We start from the raw sequence: 23,268 nt of genomic DNA on the forward strand, positions 1-23,268 counted from the left end.
CCCGTGCCCCCACGTGGGGTGCGGCGTGCCGTGTGAGGCCCCCGCGCGGCTCAGGAGGCGCGCTGCCGGGCCGATCCGCCGCGTCGTGCCACGGAGAGCAGCCCCCGCACGGTCGTCAGCCACCCGACGGCGACGATCCCGGCGGCCACGGAGAGGCCGAGCGGGCCGTTGAGCGGCATCGCGATACCGATGGCCCCGCCGAGGACCCAGGCCATCTGGAGCAGTGTCTCGGAGCGGGCGAAGGCCGAGTTCCGGACAAGTTCGGGGACGTCGCGCTGGATCAGTGCGTCCAGGGACAGCTTGGCGAGGGCCTGCCCGAACCCGGCGACCGCGGCGAGGCACGCCACCATCAGAGTGCCGAAGAAGAGCGCCGCCAAGATCGCGGCGGCCAGTACGAACGCCACCACCGTCACGATGATGATCTCGGGGGCGCGCTGTTTCAGCCAGGCTCCGACGGCCGTGCCGAGCGCGTTGCCCACGCCCGCCGAGACGACCACCAGGCCGAGCGAGACCGCCGCGCTCTTGCCGCTGAGCGGGTGCTCGCGCAGCAGGAAGGCGAGGAAGAAGATCAGGAAGCCGGACAGACAGCGCAGCGAGGAGTTGGCGCCGAGGGCGTGGGTGACGGCCGTCCCCACGGTCCGCAGTCCGGGGCGCGGGGGTTTCTTCAGGTGCGGGCCGTGCAGATGCTCCTCGTCGGCGGCGAGCAGCGCCTTGTCCTCGCCCTTGGCCGAGTCGACCTTGGGCGGCAGCGAGAACGACAGGAACGTGCCCCCGATGAAGATCGTGAAGGCGCCGTAGAGCGGATAGCGGGCCCCCAGCGTCTGGAGCAAGGCGGCGATCGGCCCGGCCACACCGGTGGCCAGCAGCCCGCCCAGAGTGACCCGTGAGTTGGCCTTGACCAGGGAGAACGTCGGTGGCAGAAGCCGGGGCACGACCGCACTGCGCACCACGCCGTACGCCTTGGAGGCGACGAGCACGCCGAGTGCGGCGGGGTACAGCTCGAAGGTTCCGCTGACGACGGCCCCCGCCAGCATCAGCGCGAGCATCGCCCGGGCGAGCATCGAGCCCGCCATCGCGGCCCGACGGCCGTGCGGCAGACGGTCCAGCAGCGGGCCGATCACCGGGGCGAGGAGGGCGAAGGGCGCCATCGTGATGCCCAGGTAGAGGGCGACCCGGCCGCGGGCCTCGTCGGTCGGAACCGAGAAGAACACGGTGGACGCCAGCGCCACCGTGATCATGACGTCGCCCGCGCCGTTCACCGCGTGCAGCTCGATCAGTTTCCCGAGGCCCGACTCGCCCGCGCCGTGCGCGTGGGTCGCCTTGCGGATGCCGCGCGCCGTCCGGGTGACCGGGAAGTGCAGGGCACGTCCCACCGCACGGACGGACCCGGTCACCCGGCCCGATCCGCCACTCCGGTTACTCCCCTTGGCGCCACCGATACCGGTTGCTCCCTGGGGCGACCTTGCGGATGCCACTCCGTCATAGTGCCCCGAGTTCGGGGTGCGTAGTGCGGTTACCGCGCGTATGGGGGCCGAGTGGGCGCCGAGCGGATCACTTTTCGGCGGGGGGAGACGGGCGGGGGTCGAGGCGGATCACTTTTCGGCGGGGGGAGACGGGCGGGGGTCGAGGCGGATCACTTTTCGGCGGGGGGAGACGGGCGGGGGTTGAGGCGGACCGCTCTTTGGCGGCGGGGGAAGACGGGTGGGGGGTTAGGCGGACCACTTTTCGACGGGGCGAGACGGGGCGGGGCTGGGCGGATCACTTTTCGACGGGGTGAGACGGGTGGTGTGGGTGGGAAACTTTTGGCGCGGAGCGCCGGAGAAATCGCCGCGGAGCGGCAAAGATCCCGGCGCGGAGCGCCGAAGACGCCCGCCGGTGTGGGCCCAGGGGCCAGGAGAAGGTAGCGTGCGTAAAGCGCCTGCGGCGATTGTTCTCGGCCGCGCGCCTCTCGGCCATCCCGCAGAATGGATGGCGTAGGTGCGCCCGAGTGCGATCGGGCGCGGACGTCGACGCGGCCCACCGGTCCGCTCCGTCCGCACCCCCGCTGAGGATGGGCGCACCCGTGAGACGGCGTAGGAGAGAAGCGATACCTGTGAGCGCAGCGACAACGCGAAGCCGCACCCCGGACCGTCTGTGCGCCGAGGCCGTCGACCTCGCCCGCGCGGCGGCCGAGGAAGCCGCCCATCCCGGCATCGTCGGCGAGCACCTCGGTCTGGTCTCCGAGGGGGACCGCGTTGTCACGCACTACTTCGAGTGCAAGGAACCCGGGTACCGCGGCTGGCGCTGGGCGTCGACCGTGGCCCGCGCCTCCCGGGCGAAGCTCGTCACCCTCGACGAGACGGTGCTGCTGCCCGGCACGGACGCGCTGCTGGCCCCGGAGTGGGTGCCGTGGAGCGAGCGGCTCCGCCCCGGCGACATGGGCCCCGGGGACCTGCTGCCCACGGACGCCGAGGATCTCCGGCTGGAGCCGGGCTACTCCGGCGAGGACGAGCCCGCGCCGAACTCCGCGGTCTCCGAGGACATGGCCGAGCTGGTGGAGGCGGAGGACGCGGAGGTGACCGCGGGTACGCCCGCGAACCTGCCGATGGCCCCGCGCCGGGGCTCGATCGCGTCCGTGGCCGAGGAATTGGGGCTGCGCCGGGCCCGGGTGCTCTCCCGGTACGGGCTGCATGTCGCGGCCGACCGCTGGGAGGACTCGTACGGACCCAAGACGGCGATGGCGCAGGCCGCGCCGGCCTCGTGCGTGAGCTGTGGCTTCCTGAATCGCATCGGGGGCTCGCTCGGACAGGCGTTCGGTGTCTGTGCGAACGAGTTCTCGCCGGCGGACGGGCGTGTGGTGTCCCTGGCGTACGGGTGCGGGGGGCATTCCGAGGCTGCGGTCATGCCGACGCCTCCACGGCCGCCGCTTCCCGTGATCGACGAGACCCAGGTGGACCCGTTCCCGCTGCGTCCGTCCCCGGACTCGGGCTCGGTCCCCGTGACCCCGGACGAGTCCACAGCGGAGCTCGGCCACTCGTAGCCCCCGAGGCGGCGGCCCTCCCTGCCCGGGCCTTTCCCTCCCGGGGGCCGCACCTCGGCACAGCCACAGCCTTCTTTCGCCCCCTCCGCCCCCAAGGTCTCGGCTTCGCTCGACCAGGGGGGACCCCCGTCGCACCTGGGGCTCCGCCCCAGACCCCGCTCCTCGAACGCCGGAGGGGCTGAATCTTGCCCCGCGCCCGAGGATTGGGCCGGAGGGGCTGGATCTTGCGCCCGAGGGGTGGGCCGGCGGGGCTGAATCTTGCGCCCGAGGTGTGGGGCGGCGAGGTCGGACCCTGGCCCTGCGGCCGAGGGGCGGCACGCGGCGGCGGGAGCCAGGGAGAGCGCGCGGTACCTTCGTGCCGCGACCCGGTGCAGCATTCGCGGTCGCGTCAGGCGAGAGGGAGAGTGAACCCGTGAGTAAGTTCGTGCGGCCGGCTGCCGAGGGTGCGGACCCGTTCGGTACGGCGCGCCTGCGCCGCGGCGTACTGGACGCCTGGGCGACCAGCCCGGCCCGGTTCCGCGAGGACGCCAACGCCGAGGAGGACCTCGTCCTCGGCGGGTACCGCGACCGGCTCGTCGTGGAGCTCGCCCAGAACGCCGCCGACGCGGCGGCCCGCGCCGGCACCCCGGGCCGGCTGCGCCTCACCCTGCGCGACGGCGTCCTGGTGGCGGCCAACACCGGCGCCCCCCTCGACGCGGCCGGTGTCGAGTCACTCGCCACCCTCCGTGCCTCCGCGAAGCGGGACGCGGCCGACACGGCCGTGGGCCGTTTCGGTGTCGGCTTCGCCGCGGTCCTCGCCGTCACGGACGAGCCCGCCGTCGTCGGACGCCACGGCGGTGTCCGCTGGGCGCTCGCCGAGGCCCGCGATCTCGCCGCCGGCACCGCCGGGAGCAGCGCCGGCCTCGGTGACGAGATCCGCCGGCGGGACGGCCATGTGCCGCTGCTGCGGCTGCCGTTCGCGGCCGAGGGCACCGCCCCGGACCCGTACGACACCGCCGTGATCCTGCCGCTGCGCGACACCGCCGCCGAGGACCTGGCCGAGCGTCTCCTGCGCACCATCGACGACGCTCTCCTGCTCGCCCTTCCCGGCCTGGAGGAAGTGGTCGTCGAGATCGGCGACGCCGAGATCCGCACCCTGCGCCGCGCCGCCGCCGAGCACGGGGCCGTCATCGACGACTCCCGCGACGGCGTGACCCGCTACCGCACCCTCGACCGGCACGGCCCCCTCGACCCCGCCCTGCTCGCCGACCGTCCGGTCGAGGAGCGGCTGCGCCCGCACTGGTCCGTGACCTGGGCCGTCCCGGTCGACACCGAGGGAGCCCCGGCCCGCCCGCGGACCAGCCCCGTCGTGCACGCGCCGACACCCAGCGACGAGGCCCTCGGCGTGCCCGCGCTCCTCATCGCCTCCCTCCCGCTCGACACCACCCGGCGGCACGCCGCCCCCGGCCCGCTGACCGACTTCCTGGTGGAGCGCGCGGCGGACGCCTACGCCGAACTCCTCGCCGACTGGCGGCCGGTGGACACCGGGATCATCGACCTGGTGCCCGGCCCGCTCGGCAAGGGCGAGCTGGACGGCGCCCTGCGCCAGGCGATCCTGGACCGGCTGCCGCGCACCGCGTTCCTGCCGCCGGCGGTCCCCCCGGAGCGGATGCCGGCCGCCGACACCCCGGACGACTGGCCCGACAGCAGCCCCGCGGAGAACCCCGTCGCCCTGCGGCCACGTGACGCCGAGGTGGTGGAGGGCGCGGGCGCCGACACCGTCCGGGTGCTCGCCGAGGTGCTGCCCAGCCTGCTGCCCGCCGGGCTGGAGCGGCGGGTGGAACTGCGCACGCTGGGCGTCGCCCGGGTTCCGCTCACCGAGGCCGTGGACCGGCTGGCCGGTCTGGAGAAGGACCCGGAGTGGTGGTACCGCCTGTACGACAGCCTGGCCGGGGCCGACCCGGACCGGCTGTCCGGACTGCCGGTCCCGCTGGCCGACGGCCGTACGACGATCGGGCCCCGCCAGATCCTGCTGCCCACCGCCGACGGGTCCCTGGTGGCCCCCGACACCCTCGCCCGGCTCGGCCTCAAGGTCGCGCACCCGGACGCCGCCCACCCGCTCCTGGAGAAGCTCGGCGCTCTCCCGGCCTCGCCCCGCGCGGTGCTCACCACCCCGCAGGTGCGGGCCGCGGTGGCCGCCTCGCTCGACGACGAGGGCGGGGCGTGGGACGAGGACACCCCGGACGCGGAGGAACTGGCGGACACCGTTCTCGCCCTGGTCCGTGACGCCGCGCTCGAACCCGGCGACGAGCCCTGGCTCGGCGCGCTCGCGCTGCCGGACGACGAGGGCGAACTCGTGCCCGCCGGTGAACTCGTGCTGCCCGGCAGCCCGTTCGCCCGGGTCATGCGCGAGGACGAACTCGCCTTCGTCGAACCCGAGTTGGCCGACCGCTGGGGTGAGCAGCCGCTCGCCGCCTGTGGCGTCCTCGCGGGCTTCGCCCTGGTGCGTGCCACCGACGTCGTCCTCGATCCGGACGAACTGGAGCCGCGCGACGGGGACTTCGCCGAGCCCGACGACGCGGGTCTGCTGGACGCGGTGGACGTGTGGTGCGAGGACGTCCTGGACCGGCTGCCCGATTCGCCGGTGCCGCCCGTCGCCACCGAGATCGTCGCCGTACGGGATCTGGACCTCGTCGACGACGACCGGTGGCCCGAGGCGCTCGCGCTGCTGGCCCAGCCGCCGCTGCGGGACGCCATCACCCAGCAGGTGCGCATTCTGCTGCCGGACGGCACGCACGAGATCGTCCGGCCGTACACGGCTTGGTGGCTGCGCGGACATCCGGTGCTCGACGGGCGCCGGCCGGCCGGTCTGCTCGCCGCCGGCGGTGATCCGCTGCTGCGCGGTCTGTACGACGAGGCCGACGCGACCGGCTTCGACGACGAACAGGTGCTGCGGGCACTCGGCGTCCGTACGTCCGTGGCCGCCCTCCTCGACGAGCCCGGCGGCGCCGCCGAACTCCTCGACCGGCTCGCCGACCCGGACCGCGAGGTCTCCGGCTCCCAACTGCACGCTCTTTACGGCGCGTTGGCCTATCTGGACCCCGAGCAGGTGACACTGCCGGACGAGCTGCGGGCCGTCGTGGACGGCGAGGTGCGGGTCGTGGACGCGGCCGACGCGATGGTCGTGGACTCACCGGATCTGCTGGCCTTCACCGACGGGGTGCCGCTGCTGCCGGTGCCGCCGTCGCGGGCCGCCGAACTCGCCGAGCTGTTCCAGGTGCGGCGGCTCAGCGAGTCGGTCACCGGAGAGGTGACCTCCGAGGGCACCGAGCACGACGTACCGGAGTCCGTACGGGTCCTGCTGGGCCCCGCGACCCCCGCCTCGTACGTCGAGCACGAGGAGCTCGTGGTCGACGGCACCGAACTCGACTGGCGCCGCACCCGCGACGGGGTGCTGCACGCGGCCACCCTGGAGGGCGTCGCCGCCGGTCTCGCCTGGTCGGCGGGCCAGTGGCCGCGCCGCTTCGAGGTCGCGGCGCTGCTGGAGGACCCGTCGCGCACCGAGGAACTGGCCCGGGACCGCTGGTTCGACTGATCGAGGTTTTGGCACGTTTGTCCGGCCCTGGGGCGTCCGGGGCCGGGCTTTTCCCTTGGTTGCGTCATCGGTATGCAACGCAAACCTAAAAACTACGACTCGTTCGCAACATCCGTACAACCAGTCGCACCTCTCGCGAATCTCACTCCGTGAGTCAACAGACTCAGTGATCACTTGGGTCCCGTGCTGACGACGAGCCGTGAGGAACGACCACCGCCGGGACCCCCTTTCTCCACTTGGGGAACCCCATGCGTATACGAGCCACCGTGGCCGCCGTCACCGGCGCCCTGGCCCTCTCCGCTCTCGCCGTGCCGGCCGCGCAGGCCGCAGGCAACCCGGTGTCCGGCGTCACCTTCTCCAGCGTCGTGATCAACAGTGGCAAGAACATCGTGGTCGGCGCCTCCGCGCAGGTCACGGTCAGCGCGACCTACACCGTGACGCACCCTTCGAGCGTCAGCGCGAGCTCGTTCGACAGCGGTCCGGTGCTCTACCGCGGTACCACGATCACCTCGCCGACCGACCTCATCATCGGCGACGACGCCGGCGTCTGCACCGCCTCGTCCACCACCGTGCTCAAGTGCACGGCCAAGCTCCAGTTCCGTCCGGCCGCCTCTGACGACACCGATGATCTGTTCGACGCCCAGGCCGGTGCCTGGAAGGTCGGTGCGCTCGCCGTCGACAAGGCCGGCAGCAACGCCAAGTGGCAGGGTGACCTGGGCGCCAAGAACGTCCAGCGTCTGTCGAAGCTGACGGTCAACGCCGCGCCCGAGCCGGTCAAGAAGGGCAAGACCATCACGGTCACCGGCGCCCTGACCCGCGCGAACTGGGACAACGCCAAGTACCAGGGCTACGGCACCCAGTCGGTGAGCCTGCAGTTCCGCAAGGCGGGCAGCAGCACCTACACCACGATCAAGACGATCAAGACGGACAGCTCCGGCAACCTGAAGACGACCACGACGGCCACCGCCGACGGTTACTTCCGCTACAGCTTCGCGGGCACCACGACCACCCCGGCCGTCAGCGCCGCGGGTGACTACGTCGACGTGCAGTAGTCCATGAGGTGACCAGAAATCCCCGGCCCGAGGGCCGGGGATTTCTGGTTTCTCACCCCGCCGCGACGCCGGGGCATCGGCCGCGGAAAGAATTCATCTCCCGTACAACCTTTTGTGCGCCCGGGTGATCTTCTCTTCCGAGTCAACAGACTCCACCATCACTTGGCCCCGCGTGAAGACGAGCCGTAAGGAACGACCACCTCCGGGGCCCCTTTCTCCACTTGGGGATCGCATGCGCATACGTGCCACTGTGGCCGCCGTCTCCGGCGCCCTGGCTCTCTCCGCCTTCGTTGCGCCGGGCGCCCACGCCGTCGGCTCCGCCGACCACCGCGCGGACATCGCCAAGGTGCAGGAAGCCGCCCGCGCCGCCTCCGGCAAGACCCCGTTCACGGCTTCCACGGGCGCCACCACCGGCACGCCCTACGCGCTCGACCTCTCCTTCTCGAACGTGAAGGTCAACAACGGCAAGCCGATCGTCGTCGGCACCACCAACAAGGTCACCGCTCCGGTCACCTTCAGCGTCAAGCACGGCGCCGACGTCGACATCACCGCCGACGACTTCCTCCTGGACGTCGAGCTCTACCGCGGCAGCTACGACAACCCGGTCAACATCCTGGTCGGTGACGACTTCCCGTCCTGCACCGAGACCTCGACGACCACCGCCACCTGCAAGTCCACCATCGACGTCTACCCGGACTACGACCTGGTGTCCAACGCCGACGCCACCACCTGGAAGGCCATCGGTCTCGGCATCGCCTTCAACGGCGTGGACCCGAGCGACCCGAACGCCGACCTGAGCAAGGTCGGCTACATCGACCAGGACGCGCTTCTCACCACCCGGCTCCAGCGCTACTCCAAGCTGACCGTCAACGCCGCGCCGGAGCCCGTGAAGAAGGGCAGGACCGTCACGGTGACCGGCAAGCTGTCCCGCGCCAACTGGGAGGACCTCGCGTACCACGGCTACACCGGCCAGTCGGTGAAGCTGCAGTTCCGCAAGAAGACCAGCAGCACCTACACCACGATCAAGACGATCAAGACGGACGGCACGGGCAACCTGAAGACGACCACGACGGCCACCGTCGACGGTTACTTCCGGTACAGCTTCGCGGGCACCGTGAGCACCCCGGCCGTCAACGCCGTGGGTGACTACGTCGACGTGCAGTAACCCCTGAAGCAAGCCCCCGCGCGGGAGCTGAGGCACCCCCGTCCGGGGAGCTGACGCAGCTCCCCGCGCGGGGGCCGACACACCCCCTATGCGGGAACGCGGCGGTCGACCCACCTCCACAGGAACTCCAGGACGGCCGCCGCCACCACCGAGATCAGTACCGCGACCCACGGCATCGCCTCGCCGACCAGCTTCAGCGCGAAGAAGTGCTGCAGCTTCGGCACCACGAGCACCAGCACGAACGCCCCGCCCATCGAGGCGACGAGGCAGATCCGCCACCAGGTGTAGGGCCGGGCGATGATCGCCAGCACCCACATCGAGACCAGGAAGAGCGTCAGCGTCGCGGCGCTCGTCTCCGCCTCCAGTGATCCGCCTCCCGTGTAGTGGTGGCGCGCGATCAGATACGTCACGAAGGTGGCCACGCCCGCGACGACCCCGCCCGGGATCGAGTACCGCATCACCCGCCGCACGAAGTGGGGCTGGGCCCGCTCCGTGTTGGGGGCGAGCGCGAGGAAAAACGCCGGGATACCGATCGTCAGCGTGGACAGCAGGGTCAAGTGGCGTGGCAGGAAGGGGTATTCGACCTGCCAGCACGCCACCAGGACGGCCAGCAGCACCGAGTAGACCGTCTTCACCAGGAAGAGCGTCGCGACCCGGGTGATGTTCCCGATGACCCGGCGGCCCTCCCCGACCACCGAGGGCAGTGTCGAGAAGCTGTTGTTGAGCAGCACGATCTGGGCCACCGCGCGGGTCGCCTCGGACCCCGAGCCCATGCTCACCCCGATGTCGGCGTCCTTCAGGGCCAGGACGTCGTTCACGCCGTCGCCGGTCATCGCCACCGTGTGCCCGCGCGACTGCAGGGCGCCGACCATGTCCCGCTTCTGCTGCGGGGTGACCCGCCCGAAGACCGTGCCCTGCTCCAGGGACTCCGCCATCTCCTCCGGCCCGTCCGGCAGCCGGCGGGCGTCCACGACCTCGCCGGTGAGCCCGAGCTTGGCGGCCACCGCGCCCACCGACACCGCGTTGTCGCCGGAGATCACCTTGGCCTTGACGCCCTGCTCGGCGAAGTAGCGCAGGGTGTCGGCCGCGTCCGGGCGCAGCCGCTGCTCCAGCACGACCAGCGCGGCGGGCCGAGCGGCCTCCGCGACGCCGGGGTCGTCGAGGTCCTTGGTGGTCTTCGCGAGCAGCAGCACCCGCAGCCCGGCCTCGTTCAGCCGCTCCGTTTCGGCCAGCGACGCGTCCCCGTCGGGCAGCAGCACGTCGGGAGCGCCGAGCAGCCAGGTGCTCGACTCGCCGTTGCCCTCGCTGAAGCCGGCGCCGCTGTACTTGCGGGCGGAGGAGAAGGGCAGAGACTGGGTGCAGCGCCACTCCTCGCTGTCCGGATAGGCGGCGATGATCGCCTGGAGGGAGGCGTTCGGCCGCGGATCCGACTCGCCGAGCGCGCCGAGGACCCTGCGCAGATACGACTCGTCGGCGCCCTGGAGCGGCCGTAGCTCGGTGACGTCCATGCCGCCCTCGGTGAGGGTGCCGGTCTTGTCGAGGCAGACGGTGTCGATGCGGGCGAGGCCCTCGATGGCGGGGAGTTCCTGCACGAGGCACTGTTTTCGGCCGAGGCGGATGACGCCGATCGCGAAGGCGACGGAGGTGAGCAGGACCAGCCCCTCGGGGACCATCGGCACGATCCCGCCGACGGTCCGCGCTATGGAGTCCTTGAAGCCGTGCTGCTTGACGACGAGCTGGCTGATGACGAGGCCGATGGCCGTCGGGATCATCATCCACGTCACGTACTTGAGGATCGTGGAGATACCGCTGCGCAGCTCGGAGTGGACCAGCGTGAACCGGGAGGCCTCCTCCGCGAGTTGTGCCGCGTACGCCTCCCGGCCCACCTTGGTCACCGTGAAGGCGCCGGTGCCCGCGACCACGAAGCTGCCGGACATCACCGCGTCGCCCACGTGCTTGACCACGGGGTCGGCCTCACCGGTCAGCAGCGATTCGTCGATCTCCAGCCCGTCGGCCTCCGCGCAGGTGCCGTCGACGGCGACCTTGTCGCCCGGACCGATCTCGATGAGGTCCCCGAGGACGATCTCCGACGCTCTGACCTCGGCGGCGACCCCGTCCCTGCGGACGGTCGGTTTCACCTCGCCGATCACCGCGAGCGAGTCCAGGGTCTTCTTGGCGCGCCACTCCTGGACGATGCCGATCCCGGTGTTGGCGATGATCACGTAGCCGAACAGGCTGTCCTGGAACGGCGCCACGAACAGCATGATCAGCCAGAGCACGCCGATGATCGCGTTGAACCGGGTGAACACGTTCGCCCGGACGATCTCGCCCACCGTGCGGCTGCTGCGCACCGGGACGTCGTTCACCTCTCCGCGCGCGACCCGCTCGGCCACCTCGGCGGCCGACAACCCCTCGGCCCGCCGGGAGGCGGGTATGGGCACGGGGTGCACAGGATCGAGTTCGGCGCCCGCGTCGATGTGGGTCATGCATTCGACGGTACGTGCGGATATGCGGCTTCACCCGCCGAGTGCGCCAAAGTTCCGACCTGGGGAGGACCGAGGGCGGCGGGGAATGCTGCCGTGGGTGGAGACGAGGCCCCTTTACTCCGTCACGGGGGCGGTGCTGGAGCCGGCGGCGTGGGCGCGCTTGATCGCGGCGTCCCGCCTGCGGACGTACCAGATACCGATCAGTCCGAGGCCCGCGCCGGCCAGACAGGTCCACAGCCACCACAGGTGTCCGTGGTCGTCGAACCAGCCGTAGAACGGGAGCTGCACCAGGAAGAGGACGAACCAGAGGATCGTGCCGCCCGTGATGGTGGCGACGACGGGGCCCTCCAGGGGCTCCGGCGCCTCGTGCTTGGGGGTCCACTTCGCCATGTGCACAGCTTACGAGGGTCGGCGACCGGTTGTGTCCGCACCCGCTCTCCCTTGTGCGGCATGGGTCTACGCGCATGTACGGCATGGGTCTACGCGCGGAGATAGCGATTTCTTACTCATATGTTCATACTGAAACCGTCCGAGTCTGGCCAGTTGTATTCGTAGAAAACACCAACAGCGACCTGGGGGAACCTGCTGGTGAGCGACCACTGACCGGGCTCGATCACGTTCCCCGTCCCCCTGCACGCTTGAGGACCCGCATGTCCACCTCGGCCGCCACCAAGGCCCCCGCCCCGCAGGAGCCGGAGTCCCGGCCCACGCAGAGCACCCTCGACCGCTACTTCAAGATCTCCGAGCGGGGCTCCAGCCTCCCGCGCGAGATCCGCGGCGGTTTCGCCACCTTCTTCGCGATGGCGTACATCATCGTGCTGAACCCGATCATCCTGGGCAGCGCGAAGGACATGTACGGGCACCACCTCGACAACGGGCAGCTCGTCACCGCGACCGCGCTGACCGCCGCCTTCACCACGCTGCTCATGGGCGTCATCGGCAACGTGCCGATCGCGCTCGCGGCGGGCCTCGGCGTGAACACGGTCGTCGCCCTCCAGCTCGCGCCCCGGATGTCCTGGCCGGACGCCATGGGCATGGTGGTCCTCGCGGGCTTCATCGTGATGCTCCTGGTCGCCACCGGTCTGCGCGAGCGCGTCATGAACGCGGTGCCGCTCGGCCTGCGCAAGGGCATCGCGATCGGCATCGGCCTGTTCATCATGCTGATCGGCCTGGTGGACTCCGGCTTCGTCACGCGCATCCCGGACATCGCCCAGACGACGGTCCCGCTCCAGCTCGGCACCGACGGTCACCTGCACGGCTGGCCCGTCCTGGTCTTCGTCCTCGGCACGCTGCTCACCCTCGCGCTGATCGTGCGCAAGGTGCCCGGCGCCATCCTCATCTCGATCGTCACCATGACGGTCGTCTCGGTGATCATCAACGCCGTCACCACCGTCCCGTCCTGGGGTCTGACCACCCCGAAGTGGCCCGGCAACCCGGTCGCGAGCCCGGACTTCGGGCTCATCGGCCAGTTCAGCCTCTTCGGAGGCTTCGCCAAGGTCGGCGTGCTGACCGGCATCCTCTTCGTCTTCACCGTGCTGCTGTCGTGCTTCTTCGACGCGATGGGCACGATCATGGGCATCAGCGACGAGGCCAAGCTGACGGACGCGCAGGGCAACATGCCCGGCATCAACAGGGTCCTGTTCGTCGACGGCATCGCCGTCGCCGCGGGCGGCGCCTCCTCCTCGTCGGCCACCACCTGCTTCGTGGAGTCCACGGCCGGCGTCGGCGAGGGTGCCCGCACGGGCTTCGCGAACGTGATCACCGGCGCGCTCTTCGCCGTCGCCCTCTTCCTGACCCCCGTCGCCACGATGGTCCCGTCCCAGGCCGCCACTCCCGCGCTGATCGCGGTCGGCTTCCTGATCATGTCCCACTCGGTCAAGGAGATCGACTGGGCGGACTACACGATCGCCATCCCGGCCTTCGTGACGATGATGTTGATGCCGTTCACCTACTCGATCACGAACGGCATCGGGATGGGCTTCATCACCTTCGTCGTGCTGCGCCTGGCGGCGGGCCGCGGCCGTGACATCCCGGTCGCCATGTACGTGGTGTCGGCGGTGTTCACCTTCTACTACCTCATGCCGGCCCTCGGCCTGACCTGATCGGTGGCAGCGGTACGGGTACGCGGTCTCACGTGACCCCGTAGAACTTCTCCGTCTCCTCGACGGCGGTCTGGAACCGCTCGTCGAAGTCGTCGCGAATGAGCGTCCGGACCACATAGTCCTGGACGCTCATTCCGCGTTTCGCGGCATGTTGTCGGAGCCGGTCGAGCAGCTCCCCGTCGATGCGCAGGCTGAGCACGCTGGTCCCCATGGAGTCGAGGGTCGCCGCTTCCCGACCGGATCCGGGTCACTTTCCGGCGCGATCTCACTCATATGAGTGATCCCGAGGGTGGATGGCGCAATTCACCGGCACCCCATTGTTCTTTAGCGAGGGTAATGAGTTACGCTAAAGAACATGCCTGACCTCACCCATGGCGACGACGAGGCCGCCGTGAACGCCTTGCGCTCCGCAGTGATGCGGTTGTCGCGTCGACTCAAGCACCAGCGGGTCGACGAGTCCTTGAGCCCCACCGAGATGTCGGTGCTCGGCACCCTCGCCCGCTGCGGCAGTGCCACGCCCGGCGAGCTCGCCCGCAAGGAACACGTGCAGCCGCCGTCGATGACCCGCATCGTCGCGCTGCTCGAAGCCAAGGGGCTCGTCAGGCTGGAGCCACACGCCGAGGACCGGCGCCAGAAGGTCGTGACGCAGACCGACAAGGCGGAGGCGATGCTCGAAGAGAGCCGCCGCAAGCGGAACGCGTTCCTGGCCGGACTGGTCGAGGCCCTAGACGAGGACGAATGGGCCAAGCTCCGCGAAGCCGCCCCCGTCCTGGAAAAGCTCGCGCACATCTGACCGACGGCGGCCCTCTTTCGCTCCCCGATCCCGATCCCGGTCCGGATCACCGGTCACGACTCTGATCGCTGATCTCGGTCCGGATCACTGCTCTCGGTCCGGATCGCCGATCTCGGTCCGGATTACCGGTCACTGGCCGGATCACCGGTCTCGGCCGGGATCACTGCTCTCGGTTCGGATCACCGGTCTCGGCCCGGATCACTGCTCTCGGCCCGGATCACCGGTCTCGGAGCAACGGAGGGTCCGCCCTTCCCCGCAAGCGCCGACGCCCCCCCATGACGCCGACGTCCACGATCGCACTGGAGGCGAGCCCTTTTGAGTACGGGACCCGGAGCACACTCCGCCCCCGCACCAGCCACCCACGACCCCACAGCCGCCCGCGACTCCCCCCGCTCCTCCTCGATGTTCAGCTCGCTGAGGATCCGTAACTACCGACTGTTCTTCCTGGGCCAGGTCGTCTCCAACACCGGCACCTGGATGCAGCGCATCGCCCAGGACTGGCTGGTGCTGAGCCTGACCGGCTCCTCCGCCGCGGTCGGCATCACCACCGCGCTCCAGTTCCTGCCGATGCTGCTCTTCGGGCTGTACGGCGGTGTCCTCGTCGACCGTCTCCCCAAGCGCCCCACGCTGCTGGTGACCCAGACGGCGATGGCCCTGACCGGCCTCGCGCTCGCCTTCCTCACCCTCTCCGGCCATGTCCAGGTCTGGCACGTCTATCTCGCCGCCTTCGCCGTCGGTATGGCCACCGTCGTCGACAACCCGGCACGCCAGTCCTTCGTCTCCGAGATGGTCGGCCCCGGCCAGCTTCAGAACGCGGTCAGCCTGAACTCGGCCAACTTCCAGTCCGCGCGGCTGGTCGGCCCCGCCGTCGCGGGCCTGCTGATCACAGGCGTCGGCACCGGCTGGGCCTTCCTCCTGAACGGCCTGTCGTTCGTGGCACCCATGGCGGGCCTGCTGCTGATGCGGGCCCGTGAACTGCACGTCGTCGAGCGGGCGCCGCGCGCCAAGGGCCAGCTCCGCGAGGGCCTCCACTACGTCGCGGGCCGCCCCGAACTGATCTGGCCGATCGTCCTCGTCGGCTTCATCGGTACCTTCGGCTTCAACTTCCCCGTCTGGCTGTCGGCGTACGCGGACGACATCTTCCACTCGGGCGCGGGGGGCTACAGCCTCTTCAACACGCTGATGGCGCTCGGCTCGCTGGCCGGCGCGCTGCTCGCCGCCCGGCGCGGCACGGCCCGGTTGCGGGTCCTGATCGCGGCGGCGGTGGCCTTCGGCGCGCTGGAGGTGGTGGCGGCGATGGCCCCCACGCTCTGGCTGTTCGCGCTCCTGATGGTCCCGATCGGCATCTTCGGACTGACGGTGAACGTCACCGCGAACACCTCGGTCCAGATGGCCACCGACCCGGCCATGCGCGGCCGTGTCATGGCGCTGTTCATGATGGTCTTCGTGGGCGGCACACCGTTGGGCGCGCCGCTGATCGGCTGGGTCACCGACGTCTACGGCCCCCGGGTGGGCTTCGCGCTCGGCGGGCTGGTCTCGATGGCCGCGGCGACGACGATCGGTCTCGTCCTGGCCCGCCTGGGCGGCCTGCGGGTCTCCCTCGGCTGGCACCACGGACGGCCCCGGATCCGCTTCGTCCCGCGCGTACCGAGCGAGGAGCAGCTCGTCACCGCCGTATGACAGGCATGACAGGCACCGCCCCGGAGGCGGTCGGTCCGCTCACGCGGCCGACCGCCTCACGCGTACCCGGGGCTGCCTCACGCGTGCCCGGAGCCGTCTCACGCGTCCCCGGGGAAACGACCGGGGCGGCGGCCGGCCGGGTCGCATACTCCCGTGTGCTGATCGCCGTTCCCTGGAAGGCTGGCCCCATGAGACTCTTCGCGGCGGTACTGCCCCCTGTCGACGCGGTGCGTGAACTCGCCCCGGAAGTGGACGCGTTGCAGCGGATGCCGGGTGCGGACGCGTTGCGCTGGACGGGCCGCCCCGGCTGGCACTTCACCCTCGCGTTCTACGGGGAGGTGGCCGACGACATCGTCCCGGACCTCGCGGAACGGCTGCTGCGGGCCGCCCACCGCACCGCCGCGTTCCCGCTGTCCCTGCACGGCGGCGGGCACTTCGGCGGGCGTGCCCTGTGGGTGGGGGCGGCGGGGGACCTGGAGACCATGCGGCTGCTGGCCGACCGGGCCGAGGCCGCGGGCCGCAAGGCGGGCGTCGAGATGGAGGAGCACCGCCGTTACCGGCCGCATCTGACCGTGGCCCGCAGCCGCGACTCCGCGGACTTCAAGCCGTATGTCGCCGCCCTGGACACCTTCGCCGGAAAGCCCTGGACGGTGGGTGAGCTGTGTCTCGTCCGCAGCAACCTGCCGGTGTCGGGAGTGCCCGGTGAGCAGCCCCGATACGAAACGGTGGTGAGCCGGCCGCTGGGGGCGGGCGACGGGACCGCCCCGGCGGCCGGTTAACCTCGATGACGTGAACCCGAAGACCCGTAACCGGATCATGGCCTGCGTGCTCGTGCTGATGTTCTTCGTCGTGGCCATGGCGGCGGCGGTCAGATAACGACCGCCACCGCCGGACGCCGATAGCGGTCGGACAGACGACCGCCGGATGCCTGCAGCGGTCGGACGGACGACCGCCGGATGCCTGCAGGTCGGACAGTGACCGCCTCCGCCGCCGGACGCCGGGGAGCGGTCGGACGGACGACCGCCGCCGCCGGACGCCGGGAGTGTTGCCTGGTTACCAGGCGAACGCCTCGGGGGACGGTCCCGGTCCCGGGAAGATCTCGTCGAGCTCCTCCAGGACCTCCTCCGACAGCTCCAGCTCCACCGCGCGCAGCGCCGACGCGAGCTGCTCCGCGGTGCGCGGGCCCACGATGGGACCGGTGACACCGGGACGGGTCAGCAGCCAGGCCAGGGCGGCCTCTCCGGGCTCCAGACCGTGCTTCTCCAGCAGATCCTCGTACGCCTGGATCTGGGCGCGTACGGTCGTGTTGGCGAGCGCGTCGGCGGCCCGGCCGCTCGCCCGTCGGCCGCCCTCGACCTCCTTCTTGATCACACCGCCCAGCAGCCCGCCGTGCAGCGGGGACCAGGGGATGACACCGAGCCCGTACTCCTGGGCGGCCGGGATGACCTCCATCTCGGCGCGGCGCTCGGCGAGGTTGTAGAGGCACTGCTCGCTGACCAGGCCGATGGTGCCGCCGCGGCGGGCGGCGATCTCGTTGGCCTGGGCGATCTTGTAGCCGGGGAAGTTGCTGGACCCCACGTAGAGGATCTTCCCCTGCCGTACCAGGACGTCGATCGCCTGCCAGATCTCCTCGAAGGGAGTGGACCGGTCGACGTGGTGGAACTGGTAGACGTCGATGTAGTCGGTCTGCAGGCGCTTCAGGCTCGCGTCGACCGCCCGCCGGATGTTCAGGGCGGAGAGCTTGTCCTGGTTGGGCCACGGAGCACCCTCGGCGCCCATGTTCCCGTACACCTTGGTGGCGAGGACCGTCCGCTCCCGGCGGTCGCCGCCCTGCGCGAACCAGTTCCCGATGATCGATTCCGTACGGCCCTTGTTCTCGCCCCAGCCGTACACGTTCGCCGTGTCGAAATAGTTGATGCCGGCGTCCAGCGCCGCGTCCATGATGGCGTGGCTGTCGGCCTCGTCGGTCTGCGGCCCGAAGTTCATCGTGCCGAGGACGAGCCGGCTGACCTTGAGCCCCGTGCGTCCGAGCTGTGTGTACTTCATGGCTCACCAGCCAACGGCGTGGAGTGCGCTCTAGGCAAGAGCGGGGCGGGTGACGGCACGGGAGGGGACAGCCCTCAGCCGCGGGGAAACGCGCCGGTCTCGACGGTCAGGCCGACCGACGTATCGGTGAGGTCCACGGCGTCACCGAAGGCGATCTTCGTCTCGGTCGTGTAGTCCCCGTCCTTGGGCTGGGTGAACAGGTGGCACCTGCCCTGGTAGGGGTCGATGATCAGATAGACGGGGATCCCGGCGAGGGCGTAAGTGAGCCTTTTGGGGCCGTAGTCATTGTCGGCGGTCTTCTTGGAGATCACTTCGGCGACGAATTCCACGTCTTCGTACCGCCAGCGCCCCTGGGGGTTCCTCTCCGCTCCGTCGCGGACCTTCGCCACGTCCGGGGCGAAGCCGTTCAGCTCGCCGGGGAAGTCGATGCGTACGTCCGAGAGGACGTTCACATCCATACCGAACCCGTCCTCCAGAAGCCGCACGATCCGGCGGATGATCTGCCAGTGGGTGTCCCGCTGAGGCGTCATGAAAATGTTTCCCCCGACGATCTCGACCTTGTAACCCTCGGGGACGGGCATCTTCTCCAGAGCCTCGAACATGACGTCGAGCGTGAGCCCGGGAAGGCTGTCGATGCTGTCGGCCATCTCGATCCTGTCTTCAAGGACGGTCATCGTGGCACTCCTCCCCGGCCGCGACCCGGTCGAGTGCAGCCGTGCGGAACAACGATACGCACGGTGACCGGGCAACGCCCTTTTTCGGTCAGGCCTGTTGGGCCGTGTACGGCTCGCCCAGGTCCCAGGCCTGGTACATCGCCTCCGCGAAGCCCTCCGCGATCTTGTGCTCGCCGCTCGCGCTGGGGTGGGTGCCGTCGTACGTGTCGAAGGTGACGTCGTACGAGGCGGGCGGGGACGCGAGCAGCAGCGGGGAGCGCGGCTCGTCGAGGTCGGCGACCGTCTTGGCGAGCAGTTCGTTGAACGCGGCGACCTCGGCGGCGAAGGGCGCGTCGGACTCGGCGCGGACGTTCGGTATCACCGGCAGCAGGACCATGCGGACGCGCGGGTTCGCGGCGCGCGCCTCCGCGACGAAGGCGCGGGCGTTGTCGGCGGTCTGGACGGCGTTCGTGTAGAAGCCGAGGTCGATGAGACCGAGGGAGACCAGCAGGACGTCGGCGCGCTGCGCGCGGACCGCCTCGCGGATCAGCGGGGCCATGTGCAGCCAGCCCTCGCCCCAGCCGGCCAGGTGGGCGCGGGGGAACTCCGGGTCCGCGTACTCGTACGAGTCGGGGGACTCCGTCGCCTTGTCGTAGAGCGTCTCGCGCGGGCCGACGATCTTGAACGGGCCCTGATACGTCGCGCGCAGGTGCTGCCACATCCGGTAACGCCATGTGTGTTCGCCCGCGCTACCGATCGTCATGGAGTCGCCGACGGGCATGAACCTGAGCATCCGCTCATCATGGACGATCGGCCGGGGTGCCATGAGCCGTGAGGGTGTGAGGCTGGACACTCCCTCGGGGGGCCGGCCGGTGGGGTCCGAGAGGCCCCGGGGCGACCGAACGGGCCGGTGGGACGGCGGGCTTGGGGCGGGCGCCGACGTGAACGGACCGGCGGGATGGCAGGCTTGGGCCATGCGCCGATCGCCCTCGTTCGTGTCCGGAGCCGCCGCCGGAGCCCTTGCCGGAGCCGCCCTCGCCGTCGCCCTCGCGGCGCCCGCCCTCGCCGACGGCGGGGACGGGGGATTCACCATCAAGGACCCCCGGATCAAGGAGTCCAGCGGCCTCGCCGCCTCGCGCATCCACCCGGGCGTCTACTGGACCCACAACGACAGCGACGACGGGCCCTACCTGTACGCCGTCGACAGCAGGACCGGCCGGACCGTCGCCACGATCACCATGAGCGGGGTCGGCAGGCCCCGCGACGTCGAGGCGATCTCCCTCGGCCCCGACGGCGACCTGTACGCCGGCGACATCGGCGACAACCTCGGCGGCAAGTGGGACCACGTGTGGATCTACAAGCTCCCCGAGCCCAAGGTGCTCAAGGACCAGACGATCCGTGCCACCCAGTACGTCGTGAAGTACTCCGACGGCCCCCGCAACGCGGAGGCGCTGATGGTGCATCCCAAGACCGGGCGCGTCTACATCGCCGACAAGAACGAGGACGGCGGCCACCTCTACGAAGGCCCCGCCCAGCTCTCCGCGAGCGGCACGAACATCTTCAAGCCCGTCGCCACCATCGACCTCTGGGTCACCGACGGCGCCTTCTCCCCCGACGGCCGCCAACTCGCCGTACGCGGCTATTTCGGCGGCATCGCGTACGCCTGGAACGACGGCCGGATCAAACGCCAGGGCCGCCTGAACGTGCCCCTCCAGGGCCAGGGCGAGTCCATCACGTACACCCCCGACGGAACGAAGCTCATGTACGGCAGCGAGGGCACGGACAGCCCCGTACAGCCGGAGGACGCTCCCGGTGCCGCCGGTTCCGGCTCCAAGTCGCCCTCCGCGAGCGGCGGTTCCGCCGCCGGGGACGGGGGCGGCGGAGTCGGCGGCGGGCTGAAGGTCGGTGCCATCGCGGTCGCGGCCCTCTTCGCCGTGGTCTTCGGCCTCAAGAGGCTGCTGCGCCGCGACCGATAGGCGCACCTACGGCTGAGGGGCGTCCGGCACGCTCGCGCGCCGGACGCCCCTCAACTCGTGGGAAGGGAACGGTTACAGCTTCTCGATCACGTAGTCGACGCACCGCGTCAGCGCCTCGACGTCCGCCGGGTCGATCGCCGGGAACATGGCGACGCGGAGCTGGTTGCGGCCGAGCTTGCGGTAGGGCTCGGTGTCGACGATGCCGTTGGCGCGCAGGACCTTGGCGACGGCGGCGGCGTCGATCTCGGCGGCGAAGTCGATCGTGCCGATGACCTGGGAGCGCTTCGCCGCGTCCGTCACGAACGGGGTGGCGTACTTGCTGTCCTCGGCCCAGCGGTACAGGCGGGTCGAGGAGTCCTTCGTCCGGGCCGCCGACCAGGCGAGGCCGCCCTGGCCGTTGATCCACTCGAGCTGCTCGTTGAGCAGGAAGAGCGTGGCGAGGGCCGGGGTGTTGTACGTCTGGTTCTTGCGGGAGTTGTCGATCGCCGTGGGCAGCGAGAAGAACTCCGGGATGTGCCGGCCGGAGGCGTGGATCCGCTCGGCGCGCTCGATCGCGGCCGGGGAGAACACGCCGATCCACAGGCCGCCGTCGGAGGCGAAGGACTTCTGCGGGGCGAAGTAGTAGACGTCGGTCTCGGCGATGTCGACGGGCAGGCCGCCGGCGCCGGAGGTGGCGTCCACCAGGACGAGGGAGCCCTCGTCGGCGCCCGCGACCCGCTTGATCGGGGCGGCGACACCGGTCGAGGTCTCGTTGTGGGTGAAGGCGTAGACGTCGACGCCCGCCTCGGCGACCGGCTCGGGGTGCGTGCCCGGGTCGGAGGAGACCACGGTCGGCGCGGCGAGCCACGGGGCGAGCTTGGCCGCCTTCGCGAACTTGGAGGAGAACTCGCCGAACGTGAGGTGCTGCGACTTGTTCTCGATCAGGCCGTGCGTCGCGACGTCCCAGAACGCGGTGGAGCCGCCGTTGCCGAGGACCACCTCGTACCCGTCGGGCAGGGAGAACAGCTCGCTCACGCCCTCGCGCACCTTGCCGACCAGGTTCTTGACCGGGGCCTGGCGGTGGGATGTGCCGAGCAGGGAGCTACCGGTCGCGGCGAGCGCGTCCAGTGCCTCCGTCCGCACCTTGGAGGGGCCGGCGCCGAATCGTCCGTCGGCGGGCTTGAGGTCAGCGGGGATCTGGATATCAGCCACGTCGGGAGCCTAGCCGTTCCGGGAAACCTGGGCGAAACGTCGTCCGTCGGCTGAGACGGCGCGTTGACGCGGGTTGACGGTCACCGTCGCCGGAGGGACCGCGGCGGGCCCCTCCGGCGAGCTGCCGCTCCGTCAGGTCACTTCGTCAGGCGATCGGCCGCACGGGCGGCGCACGGGTGCCTCACGGGTGGCCGGCGGGCGGCTCACCTCATTCGGCGGTCAGCCGGACCGGCAGCTCGAACAGGTCGTTCTGCGTCACCACCGGCTTGTTGCGGAGCTCCGACACCGGGACGGCCAGGTCCAGGGACGGGAAGCGCTCGTACAGGGCCGGCAGGGCGACGCCCGCTTCCAGCCGGGACAGGGCCGCGCCGGGGCAGACGTGCGGGCCGTGACCGAAGGAGATGTGCCGGTTCTGGCCGGTGCGGCTGATGTCGAACTCGCCCGCGGTGGGACCGTGGGCGTTCTCGTCGCGGCCGATCGCGCCGTACGACACGATGAGCGCGTCGCCCGCCGGGATCACCTTGTCCCCGACCGGGACGTCCTCCGTCGCGAAGCGGATGAGGACGTGGGAGGTCGGGGTGGAGTGGCGCAGGGTCTCCTCGACGACCGCGGACCAGTCGGCCTCGCCGGACAGGACGAGGGCCCGCTGGTCGGGGTGGGCGGACAGGTTGACGACCGCGTTGACGATCAGGGAGATCGTCGTCTCGTGGCCCGCCGCGACCATGAGCTGCAGGGTGGAGACGATCTCCGCGTCGGTGAGGTGGTCGCCGTCCTCGGAGGCCAGGATCAGCGCGCTGGTCAGGTCGTCGCCCGGCTCGGCGCGCTTCGCCGCCACCGTCTCCGCCATGATCCCGGCCAGTTCGGTGAGCGTCGCGATGACCTCCGCGGGCGGGGTCTGCGTCGAGAAGAACTTCTCGAAGAGCACCTTGAGGCGCGGCAGGTGCGACTCCTCGATGCCCATGAGGTCGGCGATGACGTACATGGGCAGCGGGTAGGCGAAGTCGGCCTTCAGGTCGACGACTTCGCCGGTGAGGTTGTCGAGCAGACTCTCCGTCAGCTTCGCGATGCGCTCCCGCATCTGCTCCACCCGGCGCGGTGTCAGCGCCTGCGCCACGAGGGTGCGCATCCGCCGGTGGTCCGCGCCGTCCACGGTGAGCATGGAGCGGCCCGGGTTGGCGAGTCCGATCAGCGGCCAGTCGGGGGCGATCTCGCCGCGCTGCCAGGCACCCCAGACGTTGATGTCCTTCACCAGACGGGGGTCGGTGAGCAGCGCGCGCGCCTCGGCGTGGTGGGTGACCGCCCACACCGGCACACCGCCGGGCAGTTCGACGGCGGCGAGCGGCCCGGCGGCACGCAGCGCGGCGCTCTCGCCGTCCAGGTCGGTGACGAAGGGGTCCAGGACTATGCGGGTCTCTTCGGTACCGGTGGTCATGCGGGGGTGCCTCCAAGGGCTGAGGTGGGGGTGGTGCGGCATCCCGAGGGCAGGGGAAAGCCCCGGGCCCCGGCCGAACAGCGCGTCGGCCGGGCGCGA

18 protein-coding genes are annotated in these 23,268 nt (G+C 70.8%); 9 read left to right on the forward strand and 9 right to left on the reverse strand.

Annotated elements, in window-relative coordinates; all coding sequences use genetic code 11:
* Positions 1-50 precede the first annotated feature (50 nt).
* Positions 51-1,475, reverse strand: a complete 1,425-nt coding sequence (locus ACIQRL_RS11175) for an MFS transporter (RefSeq protein ID WP_401330008.1) — start codon at positions 1,473-1,475, stop codon at positions 51-53.
* A gap of 617 nt (positions 1,476-2,092) precedes the next feature.
* Between ACIQRL_RS11175 and ACIQRL_RS11180 the strand changes: the two genes are divergently transcribed.
* The 4 genes from ACIQRL_RS11180 (at position 2,093) to ACIQRL_RS11195 (ending at position 8,810) form a co-directional block, all read left to right on the forward strand.
* Complete coding sequence (locus tag ACIQRL_RS11180) at positions 2,093-3,019, forward strand: DUF3027 domain-containing protein (RefSeq protein ID WP_401330009.1); 927 nt, start codon at positions 2,093-2,095, stop codon at positions 3,017-3,019.
* 412 nt (positions 3,020-3,431) lie between these two features.
* Positions 3,432-6,593 (forward strand): sacsin N-terminal ATP-binding-like domain-containing protein, encoded by a 3,162-nt coding sequence (locus ACIQRL_RS11185; RefSeq protein ID WP_401330012.1) that lies wholly within the window; start codon positions 3,432-3,434, stop codon positions 6,591-6,593.
* Positions 6,594-6,841: 248 nt separating this feature from the next.
* Positions 6,842-7,645 carry a hypothetical protein gene (locus tag ACIQRL_RS11190; protein WP_401330013.1) on the forward strand — a complete coding sequence of 268 codons (804 nt, stop codon included), beginning with the start codon at positions 6,842-6,844 and terminating at the stop codon, positions 7,643-7,645.
* A 232-nt stretch (positions 7,646-7,877) separates the two neighbouring features.
* On the forward strand, positions 7,878-8,810 hold the full coding sequence (locus tag ACIQRL_RS11195; RefSeq protein WP_401330015.1) for a hypothetical protein: 933 nt from the start codon (positions 7,878-7,880) through the stop codon (positions 8,808-8,810).
* A gap of 86 nt (positions 8,811-8,896) precedes the next feature.
* Here the strand turns inward: ACIQRL_RS11195 and ACIQRL_RS11200 are convergent, their stop codons facing one another.
* Both ACIQRL_RS11200 and ACIQRL_RS11205 read right to left on the reverse strand, forming a co-directional pair.
* Positions 8,897-11,296 (reverse strand): cation-translocating P-type ATPase, encoded by a 2,400-nt coding sequence (locus ACIQRL_RS11200; protein WP_401330017.1) that lies wholly within the window; start codon positions 11,294-11,296, stop codon positions 8,897-8,899.
* 114 nt (positions 11,297-11,410) lie between these two features.
* Positions 11,411-11,686 (reverse strand): DUF2530 domain-containing protein, encoded by a 276-nt coding sequence (locus ACIQRL_RS11205; protein ID WP_401330020.1) that lies wholly within the window; start codon positions 11,684-11,686, stop codon positions 11,411-11,413.
* Positions 11,687-11,946: 260 nt separating this feature from the next.
* Between ACIQRL_RS11205 and ACIQRL_RS11210 the strand changes: the two genes are divergently transcribed.
* Positions 11,947-13,398: an NCS2 family permease gene (locus tag ACIQRL_RS11210; protein WP_401330023.1), complete on the forward strand. Its 1,452-nt coding sequence runs from the start codon at positions 11,947-11,949 to the stop codon at positions 13,396-13,398.
* Positions 13,399-13,426: 28 nt separating this feature from the next.
* Here ACIQRL_RS11210 and ACIQRL_RS11215 read toward each other — a convergent pair whose 3' ends face one another.
* The gene (locus tag ACIQRL_RS11215) at positions 13,427-13,609 is read right to left on the reverse strand and encodes a ribbon-helix-helix protein, CopG family (RefSeq protein ID WP_103551026.1); all 183 of its coding nucleotides are present in this window, start codon (positions 13,607-13,609) and stop codon (positions 13,427-13,429) included.
* A 144-nt stretch (positions 13,610-13,753) separates the two neighbouring features.
* On the opposite strand from ACIQRL_RS11215, the gene ACIQRL_RS11220 reads away from it, so the two are divergent.
* From ACIQRL_RS11220 to thpR, 3 genes are all read left to right on the forward strand, one after another.
* Positions 13,754-14,191 (forward strand): MarR family transcriptional regulator, encoded by a 438-nt coding sequence (locus ACIQRL_RS11220; RefSeq protein ID WP_328669735.1) that lies wholly within the window; start codon positions 13,754-13,756, stop codon positions 14,189-14,191.
* A gap of 315 nt (positions 14,192-14,506) precedes the next feature.
* Entirely contained in the window at positions 14,507-15,871 is a 1,365-nt protein-coding gene (locus ACIQRL_RS11225) for an MFS transporter (protein WP_401330027.1), read from the forward strand.
* 188 nt (positions 15,872-16,059) lie between these two features.
* Positions 16,060-16,650, forward strand: coding sequence for an RNA 2',3'-cyclic phosphodiesterase (gene thpR / locus ACIQRL_RS11230; RefSeq protein ID WP_401330030.1), 591 nt, complete (start codon positions 16,060-16,062; stop codon positions 16,648-16,650).
* A 274-nt stretch (positions 16,651-16,924) separates the two neighbouring features.
* On the opposite strand, the gene ACIQRL_RS11235 is transcribed toward thpR, so the two are convergent.
* The 3 genes from ACIQRL_RS11235 to ACIQRL_RS11245 all read right to left on the reverse strand — a co-directional run bounded on the left by ACIQRL_RS11235 (position 16,925) and on the right by ACIQRL_RS11245 (position 19,363).
* Complete coding sequence (locus ACIQRL_RS11235) at positions 16,925-17,917, reverse strand: aldo/keto reductase (RefSeq protein WP_401330033.1); 993 nt, start codon at positions 17,915-17,917, stop codon at positions 16,925-16,927.
* Positions 17,918-17,991: 74 nt separating this feature from the next.
* The gene (locus ACIQRL_RS11240) at positions 17,992-18,591 is read right to left on the reverse strand and encodes a Uma2 family endonuclease (RefSeq protein WP_401330034.1); all 600 of its coding nucleotides are present in this window, start codon (positions 18,589-18,591) and stop codon (positions 17,992-17,994) included.
* A gap of 88 nt (positions 18,592-18,679) precedes the next feature.
* On the reverse strand, positions 18,680-19,363 hold the full coding sequence (locus tag ACIQRL_RS11245; protein WP_401330037.1) for an SGNH/GDSL hydrolase family protein: 684 nt from the start codon (positions 19,361-19,363) through the stop codon (positions 18,680-18,682).
* A gap of 181 nt (positions 19,364-19,544) precedes the next feature.
* Here ACIQRL_RS11245 and ACIQRL_RS11250 point away from each other — a divergent pair, with 181 nt between their 5' ends.
* Positions 19,545-20,546: a WD40 repeat domain-containing protein gene (locus ACIQRL_RS11250; protein ID WP_401330040.1), complete on the forward strand. Its 1,002-nt coding sequence runs from the start codon at positions 19,545-19,547 to the stop codon at positions 20,544-20,546.
* A 72-nt stretch (positions 20,547-20,618) separates the two neighbouring features.
* Here the strand turns inward: ACIQRL_RS11250 and serC are convergent, their stop codons facing one another.
* Together serC and ACIQRL_RS11260 are read right to left on the reverse strand one after the other, a co-directional pair.
* Entirely contained in the window at positions 20,619-21,737 is a 1,119-nt protein-coding gene (serC, locus tag ACIQRL_RS11255) for a phosphoserine transaminase (RefSeq protein WP_401330043.1), read from the reverse strand.
* A 208-nt stretch (positions 21,738-21,945) separates the two neighbouring features.
* Positions 21,946-23,169, reverse strand: coding sequence for a cytochrome P450 (locus tag ACIQRL_RS11260; RefSeq protein ID WP_401330045.1), 1,224 nt, complete (start codon positions 23,167-23,169; stop codon positions 21,946-21,948).
* Positions 23,170-23,268: the final 99 nt, after the last annotated feature.

This window comes from Streptomyces sp. NPDC091209 (assembly GCF_044757755.1).
Lineage (GTDB): Bacteria > Actinomycetota > Actinomycetes > Streptomycetales > Streptomycetaceae > Streptomyces.